General features: G+C 68.7%; 17 protein-coding genes. 5 read left to right on the forward strand and 12 right to left on the reverse strand.

Annotated elements, in window-relative coordinates; all coding sequences use genetic code 11:
• Position 1 precedes the first annotated feature (1 nt).
• On the reverse strand, positions 2-1,828 hold the full coding sequence (locus ACPPVQ_RS19600; RefSeq protein ID WP_426517071.1) for a class I mannose-6-phosphate isomerase: 1,827 nt from the start codon (positions 1,826-1,828) through the stop codon (positions 2-4).
• A gap of 251 nt (positions 1,829-2,079) precedes the next feature.
• Entirely contained in the window at positions 2,080-2,475 is a 396-nt protein-coding gene (locus ACPPVQ_RS19605) for a hypothetical protein (RefSeq protein WP_426517073.1), read from the reverse strand.
• A 251-nt stretch (positions 2,476-2,726) separates the two neighbouring features.
• Between ACPPVQ_RS19605 and ACPPVQ_RS19610 the strand changes: the two genes are divergently transcribed.
• Complete coding sequence (locus ACPPVQ_RS19610) at positions 2,727-4,250, forward strand: ATP-dependent DNA ligase (protein ID WP_426517075.1); 1,524 nt, start codon at positions 2,727-2,729, stop codon at positions 4,248-4,250.
• 15 nt (positions 4,251-4,265) lie between these two features.
• Here ACPPVQ_RS19610 and ACPPVQ_RS19615 read toward each other — a convergent pair whose 3' ends face one another.
• Positions 4,266-4,766, reverse strand: coding sequence for a DUF5652 family protein (locus ACPPVQ_RS19615; RefSeq protein WP_426517077.1), 501 nt, complete (start codon positions 4,764-4,766; stop codon positions 4,266-4,268).
• A 290-nt stretch (positions 4,767-5,056) separates the two neighbouring features.
• Here ACPPVQ_RS19615 and ACPPVQ_RS19620 point away from each other — a divergent pair, with 290 nt between their 5' ends.
• Positions 5,057-5,680, forward strand: a complete 624-nt coding sequence (locus ACPPVQ_RS19620) for a hypothetical protein (protein WP_426517079.1) — start codon at positions 5,057-5,059, stop codon at positions 5,678-5,680.
• The gene (locus ACPPVQ_RS19625; RefSeq protein WP_426517081.1) at positions 5,677-6,435 is read left to right on the forward strand and encodes a PspA/IM30 family protein; all 759 of its coding nucleotides are present in this window, start codon (positions 5,677-5,679) and stop codon (positions 6,433-6,435) included. The genes ACPPVQ_RS19620 and ACPPVQ_RS19625 overlap by 4 nt, the downstream gene beginning before the upstream one ends.
• Before the next feature lie 29 nt (positions 6,436-6,464).
• Here ACPPVQ_RS19625 and ACPPVQ_RS19630 read toward each other — a convergent pair whose 3' ends face one another.
• From ACPPVQ_RS19630 to ACPPVQ_RS19655, 6 genes are all read right to left on the reverse strand, one after another.
• Positions 6,465-6,902, reverse strand: a complete 438-nt coding sequence (locus ACPPVQ_RS19630) for a hypothetical protein (protein ID WP_426517083.1) — start codon at positions 6,900-6,902, stop codon at positions 6,465-6,467.
• 153 nt (positions 6,903-7,055) lie between these two features.
• Positions 7,056-7,814: an SDR family NAD(P)-dependent oxidoreductase gene (locus tag ACPPVQ_RS19635; RefSeq protein ID WP_426517085.1), complete on the reverse strand. Its 759-nt coding sequence runs from the start codon at positions 7,812-7,814 to the stop codon at positions 7,056-7,058.
• Positions 7,805-9,013, reverse strand: coding sequence for an ATP-NAD kinase family protein (locus tag ACPPVQ_RS19640; RefSeq protein ID WP_426517087.1), 1,209 nt, complete (start codon positions 9,011-9,013; stop codon positions 7,805-7,807). Before ACPPVQ_RS19640 ends, ACPPVQ_RS19635 begins: the two co-directional genes overlap by 10 nt.
• Positions 9,014-10,663 (reverse strand): aminomethyl-transferring glycine dehydrogenase subunit GcvPB, encoded by a 1,650-nt coding sequence (gcvPB, locus tag ACPPVQ_RS19645; protein WP_426517089.1) that lies wholly within the window; start codon positions 10,661-10,663, stop codon positions 9,014-9,016.
• Positions 10,660-12,042 carry an aminomethyl-transferring glycine dehydrogenase subunit GcvPA gene (gene gcvPA, locus ACPPVQ_RS19650; protein WP_426517091.1) on the reverse strand — a complete coding sequence of 461 codons (1,383 nt, stop codon included), beginning with the start codon at positions 12,040-12,042 and terminating at the stop codon, positions 10,660-10,662. Before gcvPA ends, gcvPB begins: the two co-directional genes overlap by 4 nt.
• Positions 12,043-12,058: 16 nt before the next feature.
• Positions 12,059-14,116, reverse strand: coding sequence for a beta-galactosidase (locus tag ACPPVQ_RS19655; protein WP_426517093.1), 2,058 nt, complete (start codon positions 14,114-14,116; stop codon positions 12,059-12,061).
• A 208-nt stretch (positions 14,117-14,324) separates the two neighbouring features.
• Between ACPPVQ_RS19655 and ACPPVQ_RS19660 the strand changes: the two genes are divergently transcribed.
• Together ACPPVQ_RS19660 and ACPPVQ_RS19665 are read left to right on the forward strand one after the other, a co-directional pair.
• The gene (locus ACPPVQ_RS19660) at positions 14,325-14,981 is read left to right on the forward strand and encodes a GntR family transcriptional regulator (RefSeq protein ID WP_426517095.1); all 657 of its coding nucleotides are present in this window, start codon (positions 14,325-14,327) and stop codon (positions 14,979-14,981) included.
• Between the two features lie 61 nt (positions 14,982-15,042).
• Complete coding sequence (locus ACPPVQ_RS19665; RefSeq protein ID WP_426517097.1) at positions 15,043-15,411, forward strand: META domain-containing protein; 369 nt, start codon at positions 15,043-15,045, stop codon at positions 15,409-15,411.
• 129 nt (positions 15,412-15,540) lie between these two features.
• On the opposite strand, the gene ACPPVQ_RS19670 is transcribed toward ACPPVQ_RS19665, so the two are convergent.
• Genes ACPPVQ_RS19670 through ACPPVQ_RS19680 form a run of 3 tightly spaced genes read right to left on the reverse strand, consistent with a single transcriptional unit; the run spans position 15,541 to position 19,174 of the window.
• Positions 15,541-17,310, reverse strand: a complete 1,770-nt coding sequence (locus tag ACPPVQ_RS19670; protein ID WP_426517099.1) for an amylo-alpha-1,6-glucosidase — start codon at positions 17,308-17,310, stop codon at positions 15,541-15,543.
• Positions 17,307-18,194 carry a carbohydrate ABC transporter permease gene (locus tag ACPPVQ_RS19675; protein ID WP_426517101.1) on the reverse strand — a complete coding sequence of 296 codons (888 nt, stop codon included), beginning with the start codon at positions 18,192-18,194 and terminating at the stop codon, positions 17,307-17,309. Before ACPPVQ_RS19675 ends, ACPPVQ_RS19670 begins: the two co-directional genes overlap by 4 nt.
• Complete coding sequence (locus ACPPVQ_RS19680) at positions 18,191-19,174, reverse strand: carbohydrate ABC transporter permease (RefSeq protein ID WP_426517103.1); 984 nt, start codon at positions 19,172-19,174, stop codon at positions 18,191-18,193. Before ACPPVQ_RS19680 ends, ACPPVQ_RS19675 begins: the two co-directional genes overlap by 4 nt.
• Positions 19,175-19,179 lie beyond the last annotated feature (5 nt).

A 19,179-nucleotide genomic window follows, 5' to 3' on the forward strand; every position in this document is an offset into this window, starting at 1 on the left:
GTCAATTCGCGTCGCGGCAGGTGCCACGGACGTATGCCTTCACCGTTGCGAACCCGGTGCAGGCCGACCCCGCTGCGCGCCGGACGACATACGGTCCGACAGCGGCGGGAACGATGAAGGTTTCCGCATAGTGCACGCGGAACGGCTCGAAGGAGCCGTCGGGGCTGACCACGTCGACGGCGTCGCCCTCGACCAGGTTCAGCACGTTGACGGTGCCGCAGGTGTCGTGACGGGCCTCGTGCATGAACCAGTGGCGCCGCACCTCGATGAATTCGAGTGAGTGGAGGCCGGTGCGCTCTTCGCGCACCTGCCCGTCATCGGAGAGCACCTCGACCTGGTCGAGCAGGTTGTCATGCACCCATTCGGTGTCGCGATGCCACTGGATGTTGTTCGCGCCGTGCTCGAGGTGGATGGGGCGGGGAACACCATCCAGCCCCAGCCGGCCCCAGTCCCAGAGCTTGAAGGTGAAGATGAACGGGGTCGCCGAGATCTCCAGCACCATCGAGTTCGCGCCCGAAGCGTGCACGGTGCCGGCCGGGATGGAGAAATGATCGTGTTTGCGCGCCGGGAACCGGTTCACGAACTTCTCGGCCTGGAACGGTCGTGCAGGATCTGCGGCGTCCCGGAGCGCGGTCAGCATCTCGTCGCGGTCGACGCCGCGCCTGACGCCCAGGTAGACGGCGGCATCCGGCTCGGCATCGAGGAGGTAGTAGCTCTCATCCTGCGTATAGTGCATGCCGAAGGTCTCGAGCGCGTAGTCGGTCAGCGGGTGGACCTGCAGGGACAGGTTGCCGCCATCCATCGTGTCCAGGAAGTCGAAGCGGATGGGGAACTCGGCCCCGAAGCGCGCGAAATTCTTCTCGCCGAGCAGCTCACGTGGCCTGCTGAGGACGAGGTCCATGGCCGGCACCTCGACGACGCGGCCATCGGCCTCGAGGAGAAGCGAGTTCTCTTCCGGCACGCAGTCGAAGCACCACGCGTAGTTCGGCTGCGCCGGATCGAGCTCGAGCTTGTTCTTCATCCACTGGCCGCCCCAGACGCCGGGGTCGAAGAACGGAACGACGCGGAACGGGCCACTGACCGCACGATCCAGCGCGCCACGGAATGCCGTGCCGGTGATCAGTCCTGCCTGCTGCACACCGGCGTTCGTGTCCAGCAGGTAGTCGACCGTGTCGAAGATGTCGCGCTTGTGGCGGTCAGCGGTGCGCCACTCGACGAAGAAGCCGCGCTTGTACTTGCGGAGCACATCCTCGTCGCCGTTCCCGGCATGCCAGTTCGGCGCGCCCGCGCGCTGCCGCTTCTGGATCTCCCAGCGCGCGAGGTCGGCGAGAACGCAGAGGCGTTCGTCGACGGGAACCAGCGAAGCGCCCCATCCGACGAGCACCGTCGGCGCCTGTGACTCCTCGACCTCGTCGGCGAGCGACGCCAGGGCAGACGGCCGGTAGAACTCGTCGATCGCGAAATGACCCATGACGCCGAACACGCGGTCGTCCGTCAGGTTGCGCCCGATCATCGCGAGGATCTCGGCCGGCGATTTCGCCGCGCACTCCATGTCGATGACGGTGTAGTCCGGGAGGGTGAGGCGGAGTTCGTCCACCAGCGACGCGACATCGACGCCGGGGTAGCAGTCGATCGCAATGACGGGCGATGCGCCGAACCGGCTGCGCGCCTCGCGATCGAGTTCCGACCACGCTGCAGCGGCCATCCAGATGGAACTGCCCTCCGGCAGCCGGACGGACGGCTGCTTGTCGTAGGTCGAGGGCCGGTGGTCCCCCCACGACGCGTCAGTCACAGGCAATGCTGCGCTCGACTCGTCCGGTGCACGCATTCCGCCGCTCCTTTTGTTTGGTAACGTTACCAAACCACATCAGGGGGGTGGACCGTCAAGACCTTCCGGTCTCAGTTTGGTAACGATACCAGCGCTCTCATGCGGTGCGGGCCGCGGGCGGGCCGGCGGAAGGTGGACGGGGAACGCGAAACGATGAACGGGAAACGACGAACGCCGCGCCCAACGGTGGGGGCGCGGCGAAGAGGCGCGACGTCTGCAGACGCGCGCCGGCCGTCAGGATGACCGGGTGATCAGCCGCCGAAAGTGGCGGGAGTGACCGGTGCGGAAACCGGCGTCGGCAACTGCACGACGGGCGCGACGTTCTGCTGCGGGGCCGCAGAAACCGGGGCCGGGGTGACAGCCGGGGCGGGGGCGGAGGAGGCGGCGGCGGCACGGCGACCGGTGACGGGCGACGACTCGTCGGGCGAGTGCAGGCCGATCTCACGCAGGCGGTCGTCCGACCATCCGGCCTGCTTCGCAGCCTGCCACGCGACCTCGTATTCGAGGATTGCGGCGTCCAGGGCGTTCATGCGCTGGGCGAGTTCGCGCACGGCGCCGATGCGCGCCTGGATTTCGGTTTCGAGAAGTGCATTCGCTCGCTGAGCAGCCATGTCGGGGTCCACTGAGATTCCGTAGGGGGTGTTCACGATACGTCCTTCCGTTCAAATGCGGCGCCCTCAGAACGCGGACGATCTGTCGTCACGGTTCAATCGGAGCGAAGGCTGTAACTCGGGTGTGTGCTTACCGAGAGCCTAGCCAGAAAGAACGTTCTGTGGGTTGTTTGGGGGACATTCGATTGTCCCCCAAATCGGGCGTCACGAGGCGATCAGCCCATTCTGTCAGAAGCATGCGCGCCCGCGACCGCTCCGGTGTCGGACCCCGGTGCCAGACTGGTGGGGTGCTCCTCGACGCCCTCGTGACCACCGCCGATGCGGTCGCGTCCACGCGGTCGCGGCTGGCGAAGGTCGATGCGCTTGCCGCCCTCCTCGCACAGCTGGAGCCTGAGGAGATCGCTCCGGCCGTGGGATTCCTGGTCGGCAGGCCCCGGCAGGGTCGCGTCGGCGTCGGCTGGCGCGGCGTCGCGTCCGCGATGGGAGAACCGGCGGATGCGCCGAGCCTCACCGTCGCCGACTTGGACGAGCTGCTCGACCGGCTGGCTGCGGCATCCGGAGCCGGATCGGCCGGCGACCGCAGTCGCGAGCTCCGTGAACTGACCGCACGCGCCACCGAACGGGAACAGGGTTTCATCAGCCGGGTGCTGCTCGGCGAGATGCGAACGGGGGCGCTCGAGGGTGTTCTGACCGATGCGATCGCCCGCGCATCCGACCGCCCGGGTGACGCCGTTCGCCGTGCCGCCATGCTCTCCGGCGACCTCGGCGAGACCGCTCTGCTCGCCCTCACCGGCACGGCCGACGAACTCGACGCGGTCGGGCTCGTCGTCGGGAGACCGGTACAGCCGATGCTCGCCGCCTCGGCGCCGAGCGCGTCGGCCGCGCTCGAGACGACCGGCGAGGCCTCCGTCGAATACAAGCTCGACGGCGCGCGCATCCAGGTGCACCGCTCGGGCGACAGCATCCGCGTCTTCACCCGCAACCTCGCCGACATCACCCATCGCGTGCCCGAAGTGGTCGAGGTCGTGAGGAGGCTGCCCGTGCGTGACGTGATCCTGGACGGCGAGACGCTCTCACTCGACGAAGACGGCGCGCCTCGCCCCTTCCAGGAGACGATGTCCCGGTTCGGTGCGGATGCGGCGCGCGAGACACTGCTGCATCCCTGGTTCTTCGACGTGCTCCACGTCGACGGGCGCGACCTGCTCGACGAACCGCTGGCAACCCGCCTCGCTGAGCTCGAGCGCATCGCCGGTGAGCACCGCATCCCGGGCGAGGTCACCGCCGACCCGGCCGTCGCCGAACGCGTGTCCCGTGACGCGCTCGCGGCCGGCCAGGAAGGCGTCGTCGTCAAGGCGATCGGCTCACCGTACGCGGCAGGACGCCGCGGCTCGAGCTGGATCAAGGTGAAACCCGTGCACACCTACGACCTGGTGGTGCTCGCCTGCGAGTGGGGGTCGGGCCGGCGAACCGGGTTGCTCTCCAACCTGCACCTGGGCGCCCGCGATCCGTCCGGCGAATTCGGTGAGCCGGGCGCGTTCGTCATGGTCGGTAAGACGTTCAAAGGACTCACGGATGAGATCCTGCGGTGGCAGACCCAGTACTTTCCGCAGATCGAAGTGTCGCGCTCTGCCCACACGGTGTGGCTCGCGCCGACGACGGTCGTCGAGATCGCCATCGACGGTGTTCAGCGTTCGAGTCGGTACCCGGGCGGAATCGCACTGCGGTTCGCACGCGTCAAGCGGTACCGCGACGACAAGCCGGCAGCGGAGGCCGACACGATCCAGACACTGCGCGACCTGCTGAGGAGCTGACGCCCGCGAAGCGGCTCACGTCTCCTGGGTGTGCGTCTGCTCCGGGTACTCGTCGTCGATGATCTCGAACGGCGACTTCTTCGCATTCGGGCTGAGCTTGAAGATGTACAGCGCGTCGAGGATCCCGCCCGTGTTGGCGACGAACAAGGTTGCGAACCACGGTTTGCTGTCGTCTTTGGCGGCCCGCCACAGCGATGCCGCCTTCCAGGCCAGCGACCACACGATGAGCACGATCATTCCGGCCGGCATCCTCCGTCCGTGCTCGCCGTGCGTATCGCCCATCCCACGCATCCCGTGCATGTCACGCTTCCCATACAGGTCACGCTTCCCATGCATCTCGCCCATCCCGCGGGTTCTGCGCATGTCCTGGAGGTCGCGCATCCCGCGCATCCCCTCGCGAATCGCCTGGATGTCGTGCATCGCCCGCATGTTGCGCACCCTGCGCGTGTCGCCCATCCCGCGCATGTCGCGCATCCCGCGCAACCCGTGCAGCTCGCCCGTATCCTGCATGTGCATTTCGTCCGCCCATCTCGCGCGCGTACGTGGCAAGGATTAGTGTCAGGTTTCAGCGGGGGACCGGAGCCGCGGCGTCGCGCGCACACCACCACGAGATCCTCCCTCAGCGCAGGTCTACCACCCGGTGAACGGATGAACAATCCATCGGGTGGGTGCATTAACCGCCCGACCGGCGTACCTTAGCGATATATCGCGTTGTGACTCGATTGGGTCATGACAAGAAATCCTCGGTGAGGCGGACCAATGGACCGGATTCGTGTGCAGTTCCCACCCATCAGCGGATGCCGCGGGTGGCAGAAATGATGGCGCTGGCCTGGATCATGGGCGCCTTCGCGCTCATCGTCCTCACCTCGATCGTCACCGTGATACTCGTCGCCCGCGCCCTGTACAAACGGGTACGGCGGAGTCGCATGCTGAACGCCGCCGTGCTGCGGACGCGCGCAACGCTGAGCTGGGGTGCGCAGCACGACGTGCTCCGGCTGCGCATCCGGCTCAATGAAACCCTCGACAGCGGCAAGGCCGCCATCGACCTGGCCGCGCTCAGCGAAGGCCCGCGCGGCGAGCTGCCGCGACTCTTCCGCCGCATCCAGTCCGCAGCATCGACCGTCGACGCCGAATTGCGGTTCATGGAGAGCGAGACAGACCCCGCCGCCCTCGCGGAGTGGCTCCCGGTGCTGCAGAGCCGCGTCGACCAGGTCGCAGCGATCGTGCGCAGGCTGCGCTCGGCCGTCGCATCCGGTCTCAGCGGCCTCAGCGACGAGAACCTCGTCATGCTGCGTGCGGATGTCGACCGCGAAGTCGACGCCCTCCGAGCCGGAATGCAGGAACTCCACTCCCTCAGCTCGAACGACCAGTCGTACGAACCCCAACCGCAGCCGTCCGCGGCTCGCCTGAACACGAGGAACCAATCATGAGCGACAACACCGCACGGATGCGCACGATCTTCCGTACCAAGACGTCCCGCGCACTCGACCGGATGGAAGACCCCCGCGAGATGCTCGACGACAGCTACGAGCAGCAGGTCAAGATGCTCCAGGGCCTCCGGCAAGGCCTGGCAGAGGTCGCGACGGCGAAGAAGCGCATCGAGCTGCAGGGCCAGGAGATGGGCGCGCGCTACCAGCGGCTTGCGGAGCAGGCGCAGCAGGCCCTCGACCAGGGCCAGGAAGACCTGGCTCGTTCGGCCCTGCAACGGCGTTCAGTGCTCGAACAGCAGGTCGCCGCACTCCGCGACCAGTACGCATCCCTGCAGAAGCAGCAGGCGCAACTGCAGGACAACGAGCGTCGCATCACCGAACGGATCGCCGCGTTCCGTATCGAGAAGGAGACGATCAAGGCGACCTACACGGCTTCCCAGGCCCAGGTGCGGGTCAACGAGGCGGTGGCGGGACTCGGCACGCAGATGAACGATGCGGGCGCAAGCCTCGACCGCGCGAGGGACAAGGTCGCGCAGATGCAGGCGCGGGCAGCCGCCACCGACGAACTGCTCAGCAGCGGAGCCTTGCGGGACCTCACGGCCGCGCCCGACGAAGACCTGGACTGGCAGCTGTCGTCCGGAGCTTCGCGCGGCGACATCGAGCGCCAGCTGAAAGCGATGAAGGATTCGGCCGCGGGAGCAGCCTCGCCCAACGCCCCCAAGGGCCCCGACGGCTGGCTGAGCATCGGCCAGTAGGGACGTCGAACTGGGGGCGGTGAGTGGGGTCAGGCGGCCGGGGTCGCGCTGGCGACTCCTGCGCGATAGGACGCGAAGAAGGTTCCGCCATAGATCGCAGCGGCAACGAGGAAGCCTACGGCCATCACGTACGACGCCCATTCGTTTCCGCTGATGATCGTTCCGACGCCCGCGAGGAACGCGATGATGATGACGATGAGACCCCAGAGCGCCAGTCGCTGGCCGAGCCCTGCCTTGCGGGCGGCGAGGAGTGCACGCACGGCGACCACGATCAGCCCGATCGCGATCAGGATGTGCAGGATGGTGAAGATCGTGTCCACGACGATGACGAACGTGCCCTTCGGCTCGCCGATCAGGTTCATGGCCATGCCGAGCAGGAACATCACTGCGAGCGCGGAGAGCGCCTCCCGGGAGCGACGACGCAGACTCTCGGCAGGACTCGCTGCAGACGCGGCGGATGCAGACATACGGGCTCCTCTGTTCGAACGAGACGGTGTAATCGCCATTCTGCACCCCGCAACCCCCTCCGGGACAGGATTGCCGCCGAGTGTGGCCGTTCCGGTCGAGCGTGCTTGTTCTGCCACGCACGCTCGACCGCACCTGTCACGCTCGAGGACTGCTCAGGCGATTCCGCCTCCGTCGACGACCAGGGCGGAGCCCGTCACGTAGGAGGACTCGTCGCTCGCGAGCCAGACCACGGCGGCCGCGATCTCAGAGGGCTCGCCCATCCGCTGGAGCGGACGGTCGGCGGCTTCGGCGAGGAACGACCCGGTCTCCTGGCCGAGCTGGCGCGCCTCATCGCGGAGCATCCCGGTGTTCACGTCGCCCGGGTTCACCGAGTTGACGCGGATGCCCTGCGGGCCGTGGTCGATCGCCAGCGCGCGGGTCATGTTGACGACCGCACCTTTGGACGCGCAATAGGAGATCGCCTGGCCGCCGCCTTTGAGCCCCCAGCCCGACCCGGTGTTGATGATGGAGCCGCCGCCGTTCGCCGCCATGACAGGCACAGCATGCTTGCACATGAGGAAGATGCCTTTGACGTTGACTCCGAAGACGCGGTCCCATTCTTCGGCGGTCGTCTCGACGGCCGTGGTGCGGCGAATGATCCCGGCATTGTTGAAGATGACATCCACCCCACCGAACTCGGAGACGGTGTCGGCGACGACGCGCTCGATGTCGGGTTCGCTGGACACGTCTGCGGTGAGCGCGATCGCGGTCCCGCCTGCCGCACGGATCTCCTCCGCGACGGCCTCGGCTGCTCCCGGCGCCACATCGACGACGGCCACACGGGCGCCCTCGGCGGCGAAGGCGAGCGAGGTGGCGCGGCCGATGCCGCCCGCTCCTCCGGTGACGATGGCGGATTTTCCGGCTAGACGCATGATGGTGCTCCTTCGGTGGTGGCCGCACTGGCGGCACTGACAGGGTAGATGCTCGACGACGCGGGTCCGGTGGTCACGCGAACGTGCCCGGCCAGCCGGGCGTCGAGGCCGGGGTCGCCGGTGTCGACCAGCAGGGGCCGACCCGACAGGTCGATGAGTTTCTGCTCCGTGGCGACCACGAGCAGCGGATCGGGTCCGAGGGCTGCGATCACAGCGGGCGAGAGCTGCTGGTTGCCGCGGCCGAGAAGGAAGCCCTGGCCGCCGATCACGGTGACGACGGCCTGCGCGGGGCGCCCCGCGATCGCGTCGAGCGCTTCGTCCGACGACACGTTGCGGGCGATCAGCCGCCCGTCCTGTACGACGTCCACGCCCAGGGGAGTTCCCGGGATGCCGAGCTCGCGAGACACCGCGGCGAGCGTTCCGCCGGGGCCGAGCAGGTAGCGCACGCCCGGCTGCATCCGCGCGACGACTCCGGCAGCCGCCCTGCGCACGGCGTCGGCGTCACTGGTGGGCGTCGGGGCTTTGCGGGCCTGGGTGCGCCCACCCGCGACCGGCACACGGACGAGGGCGAAGAGGTGGGGATCGGGCCGGCCGCCACGCAGCGCGTCCTCGTCGAGGTCGAGCACTTCGGCTTCCCGCGTCGGCAGCGTTCCGGCGGTGCTCCAATCGGCGGCAATCGCGCCGGCCGCGGCCGGTGCGACGGCGAAACAGCCGGAGTACATCTTGACCCCCGCCGGAATGCCGAGGATCGCGACGTCCGCGCCAGCGCCGCCGGCAGCATCCTGTGCTGCGCCTGCGCCGCCGGCGGCATCCCGTGCCGTGCCGTCGCCGCCGGCGAACAGCACAAGGCCGGCGCCCGCAGCGACGAAGGCAGCGACCGCGCGCGCCGTGTCGCCCGCCGTGGTCGGCCCGGACTCATCCGCCCGGTAGACCACACGGGCACGGAGACCGGATGCACGCACCACGTCTTCGCCGAGCGCACCTCCTGCGGTCAGAACCTCGAGTCCCGGATGCGCGGCCGCCAGCACGGTCAGCGCCTCAGCAGCCCGCGCTGCCGCACGAGGCCGCGCGCCCCGCGCGAACGCCTCGCGCTGCACGGCCTCCCCGTCACTGCCGACGAGCCCGGCGGGCCCGCCGACACCGGCGACAGGGTTCACGACCACCCCGATCGTCGGGCGGTGCTGGCGGGCCGCAGGCATCTAGGCTGCGGCTTCCTCGGCGGAGGCAGCGGCGGAGGCAGCGGTGTCGTCCGACGCGACCTGCGAGGCGACGGCACCGGCAGCATCCGCACCGAAGTACTTGCGCTGGTATGCACGCCATGTCACCGCCCAGCGTTCCGGGTCGTCCAGGTCGTCGTGGTGGGTGTGGTGCACCGTCTGGTTGTGCGGTGCGGTGCGCACCACCTCCGGCGTCTCCCGCGCTTCGCGGGCGACCTCGGCCAGCACGCCTGCGTATTCGTCCAGTTCGGCCATCGAATACGACTCGGTCGGCTCCAGGGTGAACGGCTGGGGAACGACGTACGGGTGGTGGCTCGTCCAGTAGTGCATCCCGAAGTCGGCGGCGCGCACGCCGATCTCCTCCGAGCTGATGCCGGTCTCCTCGTACAGGTCCTGCCAGGAGTAGCGCACCTGCTCGATGCGGCGGCGGCCCGTCGCATACGGTGCGCTGGCTCCCGGGATCTCCAGGATGCGCTTCATGAGGTAGTTGTTGTTGAGCACCGCGGTCTCGGCGACCGCGCGCAGGCCCTCGGCGCCGAGCGCGCTGATCCACGCGTAGGTGCGCACGATATTGGGGATGACGCCGTAGAACGGCGCGACCGAGCCGATGGACCGGGGGCGGTCGCCGTCGAGGTAGTACCGGTCGCCGTCACGCTCCACGACCGGCCCGGGAAGGAACGGCGCAAGGTCGTCCGACACCGCATTGGCGCCGGAGCCCGGGCCTCCACAGCCGTGCGGGGTGCCGAACGTCTTGTGCAGATTGAAGTGGCAGACATCGAACCCCGCGTCGCGGGCGCGGGTGATCCCGAGGATGCCGTTGGCGTTCGCCTGGTCGTAGGAGGCGAGCGCGCCGACCTCGTGCGCCAGCCGCACCCATTCGCCGATGCGCGGGTTGTAGATGCCCGTGTCTTCGGGGTTGGTGACCATGATCGCGGCGGTGCGCGGCGACAGCGCGGCGCGCAGGGCGTCGAGGTCGGGATAGCCGTCGGCGTCTGGGTAGATGGTGATCACCGTGTAGCCGGCGGCCTTCGCCGCGGCAGCGTTGGACGGGTGCGAGAAGATCGTGGTGATGACCTCGTTGCGCTGCTCGCCTTCGCCCCGCGACTCGTGGTAGGCGCGGATCATCGAAATGTTCGCCCAGATCGCCTCGGATCCGCCACTGGTCTGCAGCGAGACGCGGCTCATGCCTGAGATCTCGGCGAGCATCCGTTCGGTCTTCCAGATGATCTCGAGCACGCCCTGCACGGTCGCCGGGTCCTGCAGCGGGTGCAGTTCGGTGAGATCGGGGGTGCGGATGATCGCCTCGTTCACCTTGGGCGCGTACTTCATGGTGCAGGTGCCCTGTCCGACGTCGACGTTGAGGTCGGCGCCGAGGTTCTCCTGGCTGAGCCGCAGGAAGTGCTTGAGCACGCGCATCTGGCCGATCTCGGGCAGCGCGGGCGGCGCGCTGCGGCGAAGGGATGCCGGGAGCGCGGCGACGACATCGCCGACGGTTTCGCGCACCCCGGCCTCGGGGCGGCTGACGAGCACACCCCGTTCGCCCGGAGTGTGCAGCTCGAACACGATCGGCTCGTCCCAGCGCGCCTGGTGGAACCGCCGCAGGGCGGGCTTGGGTGCGATGGGGAGGCTCATGCGTTCTGTTCCTTCTGTGCGAGTGCTTCGCCGAGCACGGCGGCGAGCTCGTCGATGTCGGTCTGGGTGTTCTGCTCGGTGACGCACACGAGCAGGTGGCTGTCGTCGAGGGCGTGGCCGGGTTCGAAACCGGATGCGCGGCCCGCGGCGACGAGTTCCGGTGCGGTGAGCGCCGCATCCGTCACATCGAGGACGAATTCGCGGAAGTGCACCGCGCCGTCGGCGAGCCCGACGCCGGCCAACGCGGTGAGCGCGCGGGCGGCATAGGTGGTGCGCGCGAGCACCGTCTCACCGACCTCGGCCATGCCCTGCGGGCCCATCAGCGCGAGGTAGACGCCGGCGGCGATGCCCCACAGGGCCGCAGCGGTGCCGACCCATTCCTTTCCTTCTTCGCGCAGCGCGAAGGAAGTGCGGTCGTAGGCGACGTCACCGAAGCCGTATTCGCCGGGCACGTCGGTGGACGCCAGGCCGAAGAGGCGCGACGGCATCTCCATGACGAACCGGGTGTCGTCGTGCACGGCGATGAAGCCGGCGTGGGCTCCGCCGAACCAGGAGTGCAGTCCGAGCGACTGGATGTCTCCGTGCACGATATCGGCGCCCAGGTCGGCCGGCGGGGTGAGGATGCCCAGGCTGATCGGGTCGGTTCCGACGATGACGACGGCGCCGACGGCGTGCGCCGCCTCGGAGAGTTCGGCGAGCGCGGTCTCGAGTGCGCCGGTGTAGCTGGGGGTCTCGACCCAGATCGCGGCCGTGGTCTCGCCGAGCATCCGCTTCACGGTCTGCACGTCTGCGACGGCGTCGACGGTCGGCACCAGAACGAGGTCGATGGTGGGTGCAATGTAGTCGCGCACCTTCGACAGCTTGTCGGGATGCGCGTCGCTGACGAGCAGGACGGTACGGCGCCCGGTGATGCGGCCGGCCATCGCCAGCGAGGTCGCCGCAGCCTGGTATCCGTCATAGGTGGGAACGTTGACGACATCCTGGTTGAGGAGTTCGCCCATCAGCGACTGGTACTGGAACAGCGCCTGGAAGCGGCCGTGGTCTTCGTACGGCTCGCCCGCATACGCGGTGAGGAACTCGCTGCGGTTGATGACCTCGTCGACGATCGCGGGAACCGCGTGCTGGTAGGTGCCCGCGCCGAGGAAGAGCCGCCCGGGCTCGACCGAACGGTTGCGGCGAAGCAGGCCGCCGACGTGGCGCACCAGATCCTGCTCGGCGAGGAACGGCTCCGGCAGGTCGAGCGCGCGGGCGAGACGCAGCTCGGCCGGAACGTCGGCGTAGAACTCGTCGACGCTCGCGGCGCCGACGGCGTCGAGCATGGCCTGCCGGGACTCGGGTGCCGTGTTCGGCACATACGGGTGGACGAAGGGGTGGGTCATTGTGGCCTCGCGGTCGCTAACTGGGTGGGACGGATGGAAGGGAAGGATCGGATGGGGTCGCCGGATGCTCGACCACCGCGACACCGAACGCGCCGAGCGCCAGTCCGGCCGCCGCATCGGCACCGGTGAGCAGGTCGCGGCCGCCCGGGATGCGCGGTGCCGTGACCTGCGCCCGGCTGTGGTTGAGCACGAACGTGAAGTCGGTGGTGCCGTCGGTGCGGGTCACCACTTCGACGGCCGGACCAGCAAGAGCGGAAGCCACGCCGGCGGCCGTGAAGACCTGCGCGAGCAGAGCGCGCATCCCTTCTGCGTCCAGGCCGGCGCTGAGGTACCAGGCCGAACCCGCGCCATGGCTGCGGCGGGTGAGCGCTGGGCGCCCGGCGAGGTCGCCGTCGGCATAGGTGGCGAGCACCTCGGTGCCCGGTGCCGCATCCAGCCATTCGCTCCAGACGCGCACGCCGTGGCGTTCGCCGGCGAGCGCGACTGTGCGGGTCTCCCCATCGCCGAGCGGCCACCATTCGTCGACCTCGACACCGAGCAGGTCCCGCAGCGGGCCGGGGGCCCCTCCGTCATGGACCTGCTCGCGGTGGTCGACGACGCCCGAGAACGGACCGACGACGAGCTGGCCGCCCGCGGCGACGAAACCGGCCAGCGCATCCGCCTGCTCGGCAGTGGCCGCATACAGGTTGGGCACCAGCAGCACGCGGTGCTCGCCGTACGGGCCTGCGGCGCGCGCGACATCCACCGGCTGGCCGAGAGCGTAGGCGGCGGCATGCCAGGCGCGCGCCTCGCGCAGCCAGTCGAGTCGCACCGACGGCAGCGAGTCGGGCGCAGTCACGCCCCACCACGAATCCCAGTCGGCGACGAGGGCGACGGATGCACGCACCCGGGTTCCTCTGACCGGCGCGAGCGCCTTCAGTTCGGCACCGAGGGCCTTCGTCTCCTGGAACGTGCGGCTGCGTTCGCCCCGGTGGCCGAGCATCGCGGAATGGAACTTCTCCGGCCCGAACTTCGCCTGCCGCCACTGGAAGAACATGACGCCGTCCGACCCGTGGGCGATCGCCTGCATGCTGCCCAGGCGCATCTGGCCGGGCGCCTTGGGAACGTTGACCTCGCGCCAGCTGACCGCGCTCGGCGCCTGCTCGAGCAGGAGCCAGGGCCTGCCGTCTTTGAGCGAGCGCATCAGGCCGTAGTTGAGCGCCGCGCCGATGTGTGCTTCCGGGTCGGCGGGGTCGGGGTATGCGTCGTCGGTGACGAGGTCTTCGGCGTCGGCGAAGTCCCAGTAGTCGAGCTCACGGAAGAGGCTCATGAAGTTGGTGGTGACGGCGACCTCGGGGGTGACCTCGCGCAGCACGTCGATCTCGGACTGGAAGAGCTCGAGCAGGGCATCCGATGAGAACCGCTCGAAGTCGACCAGCTCGGCCGGGTTGATCGGGCCGGTCGCCGTGCGCGGGGGTTCGATCTGCTCGAAGTCGAGATAGTGCTGGCCCCAGCAGCTCGTGCCCCAGGCTTCGTTGAGGCCGTCGATGGTCTCGTACCGGTCGCGCAGCCAGCGGCGGAAATGCCGGGCGGACTCGGGGCACCAGCAGCGCGAGACGTGGTCGCCGTACTCGTTCGAGACATGCCAGAGGGCGAGTGCCGGATGCTCTCCATAGCGCTCGGCGATGGCGCGCGTCAGCCGCAGGGCCGCCTCACGGAAGACCGGGGAGCTCGGGCAGTACGACTGCCGCGAGCCGAACTCGAGGCGAACGCCGTCGACATTCCAGGGAAGGACCTCGGGATGCTCGCGCACCAGCCACGCCGGCGGAGTCGCGGTCGCAGTGGCCAGGTCGATGCGGATGCCGTGCTCCCAGAGCAGGTCGATGACACGGTCGAGCCCTGCGAAGTCGTATTCGCCGGGGCGCGGCTCGAGCAGCGGCCAGGAGAAGACGGGCAGTGTCACCAGGTTGACTCCCGCTTCGACCATGAGGCGGGCATCCTCAGCCCAGACGCTCTCCGGCCACTGGTCGGGGTTGTAGTCGCCGCCGTAGGCGAGGGCGTCGAGGCGGATGCTCCGCGGCGAGGTGGTCGTCACTGCTCTCCTTCGATGCTGCGCGGGTTCGGATGTACGGGTGGTACGGATGCACGGGTGGTACGGATGTTCTCGGCGAATGCTTTACATCAAGCAACCGTCGACTGTATTCTGTATACAGTAACGCTAAAGCGATTCCGGCGAGGGGTCAACCCCTAAGCTGGCGTCGCCGGTGGCCGCGAGGTCGCCGCCCACAGGCCAGGAGGTCCCCTTGATCGAGCGCAAGAACCTGCGATCCCAGGTGCGAGAAGAACTCATCGCACGGATGCGCTCCGGCGAGGTGCGCCCCGGAGAGAGCATCAATGAGGTGCAGCTCGCCGCCGAACTCGGTGTCAGCCGGACCCCTCTGCGTGAAGCGCTCATCGCGCTCGAGAGCGAAGGCCAGATCGAGAGCGAGAACGGCAAAGGCTTCCGGTTCGTGCCGCTCAGCGCGCGCGAGTTCGAAGAGCTGTGCCCGATCATCGTCACCCTCGAAAGCCTGGCACTCGACCTCAGCCCGCACGACGAACTGGCGCAGCTCGGTGGGCAGCTCGCAGCCCTCGCCGCCGAATTCAACGACGATGTCGCCCAGCACGCCCTGGTGAACCGTCGCGACGACGAATGGCACAACCTCATGCTGAGCGCGTGCCCCAACAAGCGCCTCCTCGTCGAGATCGCAGGCGTGCGTCGCGCCATCCACCGCTACGAGTCCCTCCTCGTCTCTGACGACGTCATGGTCGAACGCAGCGCGATCGAGCACGCCGACATCGCTCGCCACCTCATCGACGGCGACCTCGCCGCCGCAAAGGCCGCACTCGCCGCCAACTGGACCAACGGGATGCGCCGCCTCCTCGCCGACGCCGGCATCAAATGGGAGCGCCTGGCCTGACGCCTCGCGAACCGAATTACAAGCATTCCGTTCGACCGACAGCCGCCGCTAGGTTGTAGCCATGAAGACCGCCAGGTTCGTCCGCCCCGCCCTCGTCGTCGCCGCCGTCATCGCGGTCGCTGCCCTCTCCGGATGCGCGTCCTCCGCATCATCCTTCACCGGCACCTGGGGTTCGAGCGCCTCCGGCCAGCCCAACCTCACCATCAAGGACGACGGCTCGTTCAAGGGAACCGACGGCTGCAACCAGATGAGCGGTAAGGGCACCGTCTCCGGCGACACCTTCACGTTCGGCCCGTTCGCGACCACACTGGTGCACTGCGCGGGCGTCAACCCCTGGCTCAACCTCGCACACACCGCCAAGGTCGACGGCAGCACCCTCGTCGTCTACAAGAACGGCGGCGAGAAGATCGGCACGCTCGACAAGCAGTGACCGCGCCCCAGCGGGCCAGTTCCGGTCGAGCGTGCCCGGCGCGCGAAGCACGTTCGACCGCAGGTGTCACACTCGGCACCCGAGGTCGGGCGCGCAGCGGTCGGCCGAGCAGCCGGCGGCCGCGAGCGCTCAGCGGGACGCGCGCACCGCGAGGTCCACGTAGAGCGCTGCCGACCATCCGAACGACGTCGTCGCACTCGCCGCTTTCTCGCCCGTGAGCGGATTGAAGTATTCGTGCGGCCCGCCCCCGTGCGCCACCAGCCGCAGGGTGCTCTCCAGCAGCCGACGTGACCGCACCGGCTGGCCCGACACGGCGAGCCCCTCGACGAGCAGCGCGTTGATGTTCACCCAGACCGGCCCGCGCCACATCCGTTCGGCCGAGAAGTCGGCATCCCGCGTGGCAACCGTCGGTACGGCCCACGGCGTTGCGAACCGGTCGGGGTCGTCGAGTGCTTCGAGCATCCGGGAGACGATCCGGCCGGGCAGGCGCCCGGTCAGCAGCGGCAGCAGGCTGACCGCGGTCTCGGCAGCGAGCGGATGCCCGGCCCCCCGTGACCGGAAGAAGCTGGCCGCGTCATCCCACATCTCTTCGAGCAGCGCGAGCGTGTTGTCGGCGCGACGGGCGTAGCGGTCAGCCGCATCCGTGTCGCCGACAGAGCGTGCGTGCGCCGCGAGCAGGTCGTCCTGCACGATCAGGTATGCCGCGAGGTCCGGCGACGCCACCGGCAGGTCGCCGTCGAAGACCGGGCTGTCGTCGAGTCCCGACGAGTACGGATGGCCGTATTCGGGCATCCCGTCACCGTCGAGGTCCGAATGCGCGAACCACCATTCCTGGCTGCGCGCGACTGTGGCCCACGCGTCGTCGAACCATGCCGGGTCGTCGATGAGCCCTTCGAGTGAGCGTAGTGCCCAGGCGGCGAGCGGGGGCTTGGTGAGCGGGATGGCCGCAGTCGGGTCCGCGATGGCCGAACCGGCCCTGCGCAGGTTCTCCCGGTCGCCGGGCGGGAGGTCGTCGCTCGAGGCGAGCACCCCCTCGTCGTGGACGACGTCGGGAAGCTGGCCGTCGGCCGTGGGGAAACCGAACGCGAGTGAGAGTTGCTCCCGGGCGAGATTGGGGTCGCCGTGGCGCAGGCCGGCGGCGATGAAGTAGGCGTCCCACTGCCAGAGCCCGACGTACCCGATCTTCGACGGAACGACGGCGCGCGCGTTGCCGCGTCCCGGCAGGGTGACGATGTTCGCGCCGAGCACCCACCAGCAGAAGGCGGTGAGGTCGGCGAGGTCGGGGCGGACGCCGGGGCACCGTGCGAACCACTCGGCCCAGATGTCGTCGGTTGCGGCGAGAGCGGCCGAATGTGTCAGCATGCCCGTGTCGACGGGCTCGCCGAGGCCGATGCGCACCTGGCCCGCGGCACCGGCGACGGTCAGCCGCACGACAGTGTCGGAGCCGGCCTCCGTCACCTGCACGTCTTCGACGCCGTCCGCATTCCACACCGCGGTGGCAGCCGACGGGAGTCCGGGCGACCACGTTCCGAAGGCGGCGGCGCTCGAGTCGAGAGCGCCGGGCACGGCCAGTTCGACGGTGAACCGCCCAGCGCCGCCGACGCTGATCGCCTCCGGGCCGTCGAAGGTGAGAGTCACCCCACCCGAGAACTCGAGGCGTTCGGGGCGTACGTCGCGCAGTTCGGCGAGCCGGCCATCCGCGCCGAACACCCGCAGGGTGCGCACGACGACGCATTCGTCGAGGCGCCTTTCGTACTCCGCGAGACGAACGGTGACGCCACCGTCGGCGCGCTGCACCAAAATGCGCGAACCCGGCAGCGTGAACGGCGCGTTCTCGAGATCGAGGAACCGCGCCGCCCGGTCTGCCGCGCTCGGCTCCGCGCCTGTCTCCACCGTCACCGGCCGCCGAGCCCCGAGGCCGCCATGCTGTTGAGGATGCGGCGCTGGCCGATCACGAACGCGACCAGCATCGGGATGGTCGCCACGGCCGAGGCGGCCATCACCAGTCCGTAATTGATGGAGCCGAACTGTCCGCGGAAGCTCTGGAGGAGCAGCGGCACCGTGAAGTTCTCCTGGCTGTTCATCAGGACGAGGGGCAGCAGGAAGTTGTTCCAGGTGCCGAGCGCGACGATGATCGCGAGGGCGCCGAGACCGGGGCGGAGGTTCGGGAGGATGATGCTCCAGAAGATCCGCCAGCGACCTGCGCCGTCGACGAGCGCCGCCTCCTCGAGCTCGATCGGCAGCGAGAGCACGAACTGGCGCATCAGGAACACCGCGAACGGGTTTGCCAGCGCTGCCGGAATGATCAGCGAGAGGTGCGAGTCGACCCAGCCCAGCTTCGCCATCAGGAAGTAGAACGGGATGAGGGTGACCTGCATCGGGATCATCTGCGTCGCCAGGAACACGACGAACAGCAGACGGCTGCCGCGGAACTTGATGCGGGCGAAGCCGTAGCCCGCCATGGCCGCCGTGACCAGCGTGCCGATGACGACGAGCACCGCGATGTAGATGCTGTTCCAGTAGGCCTGCGCGAACGGGGCGTCGTTCCACGCATCCACGTAGTTCTGCAGGGTGAACGGCTTCGGCAGGAAGCTCAGCGGGTCGTTGAGAAGCTGGGGCAGCGTCTTGAACGACGTGAGGAGCATCCAGACGAACGGGAAGACCATCGCGATGCCCGCGACCGCGAGCACGACGTGCAGTACGGTCTTGCGCGTGCGGCTGGCCGCCTTGCCCTGCCGACGGGCGGGGGCCGTGGGGGCGACGGTTCTGACGGTGGTGGTCATGCTGCACCATCCTCGTAGTGGACGAACTTCTTCTGCGCGGTGAACTGGATGCCCGTGATGACCAGCGTGATGATCAGCAGGATCACGGATGCGGCGCTCGCCGGCCCGAACTGGAACTTGCCGAAGCCGAGATCGTAGATGTGGTACACGATCGTGCGCGTGGCGTTGTCGGGGCCCGCGTTGGCGGTGAGGATGAACACCGTGTCGAACGTCTGCAGCGAGCTGATGAACGCGATCACCGTGGAGAAGAAGATGATCGGCGAGAGCAGCGGAAGACGGATGCGGAAGAACATCGTGATGGCGCCCGCCCCGTCGATGCGCGCAGCCTCGACCACCGACGGCGAGATGTTCTGCAGCCCCGCCAGGAAGATGATGATGTTGAGGCCGAGCGACGACCAGATCGACACGATGCAGACCGCGATGAGCGCGAGGTGCGGGTCGCCGAGCCAGTCCGGCGGCGGAACGTGGAAGACACTTGAGATGAAGCCGCTGATCACACCGTCTTTGCGGAAGAGCTGCTGCCAGATCATCGCGACAGCGACCGACGAGGTCACCACCGGGGCGAAGAACAGGATGAGATAGAGCGTCTTGGTCTTCAGCCGCTCCAGGGCCACCGCGATCACCACGGCGAGGCCGAGGCCGACCGGCACCGTGATGAGTGCGATGAGCAGAGTATTGAGGACCGATCGCCCGAACAGCGGGTCGGTGAGCTCGGTCGCGAAGTTGTCGAGACCGACCCAGCTCAGCGCGTTGAGGCCGTCCCACTTGGCGAAGGCCAGGACGACGCTCGCGGCGAACGGCACGAGCACGAAGAGCGCCATGCCGAGCAGCTGCGGGCCGACGAAGATGTAGCCCCAGCGCCTGTCGCGCCGCCGCCAGGCGGGCTCCCCTCGGAGCCCGCCCGGCCGGGTGCGTTCGGGCGTTGTCGACGTCTCGCTTTCGACGAGAGCCTCGGACAGCGGTCCCTGGATTACACTCACGTGTC

Origin of the sequence: Leifsonia sp. McL0618, assembly GCF_049994905.1 — a bacterium.
Classification (GTDB): domain Bacteria; phylum Actinomycetota; class Actinomycetes; order Actinomycetales; family Microbacteriaceae; genus Diaminobutyricibacter.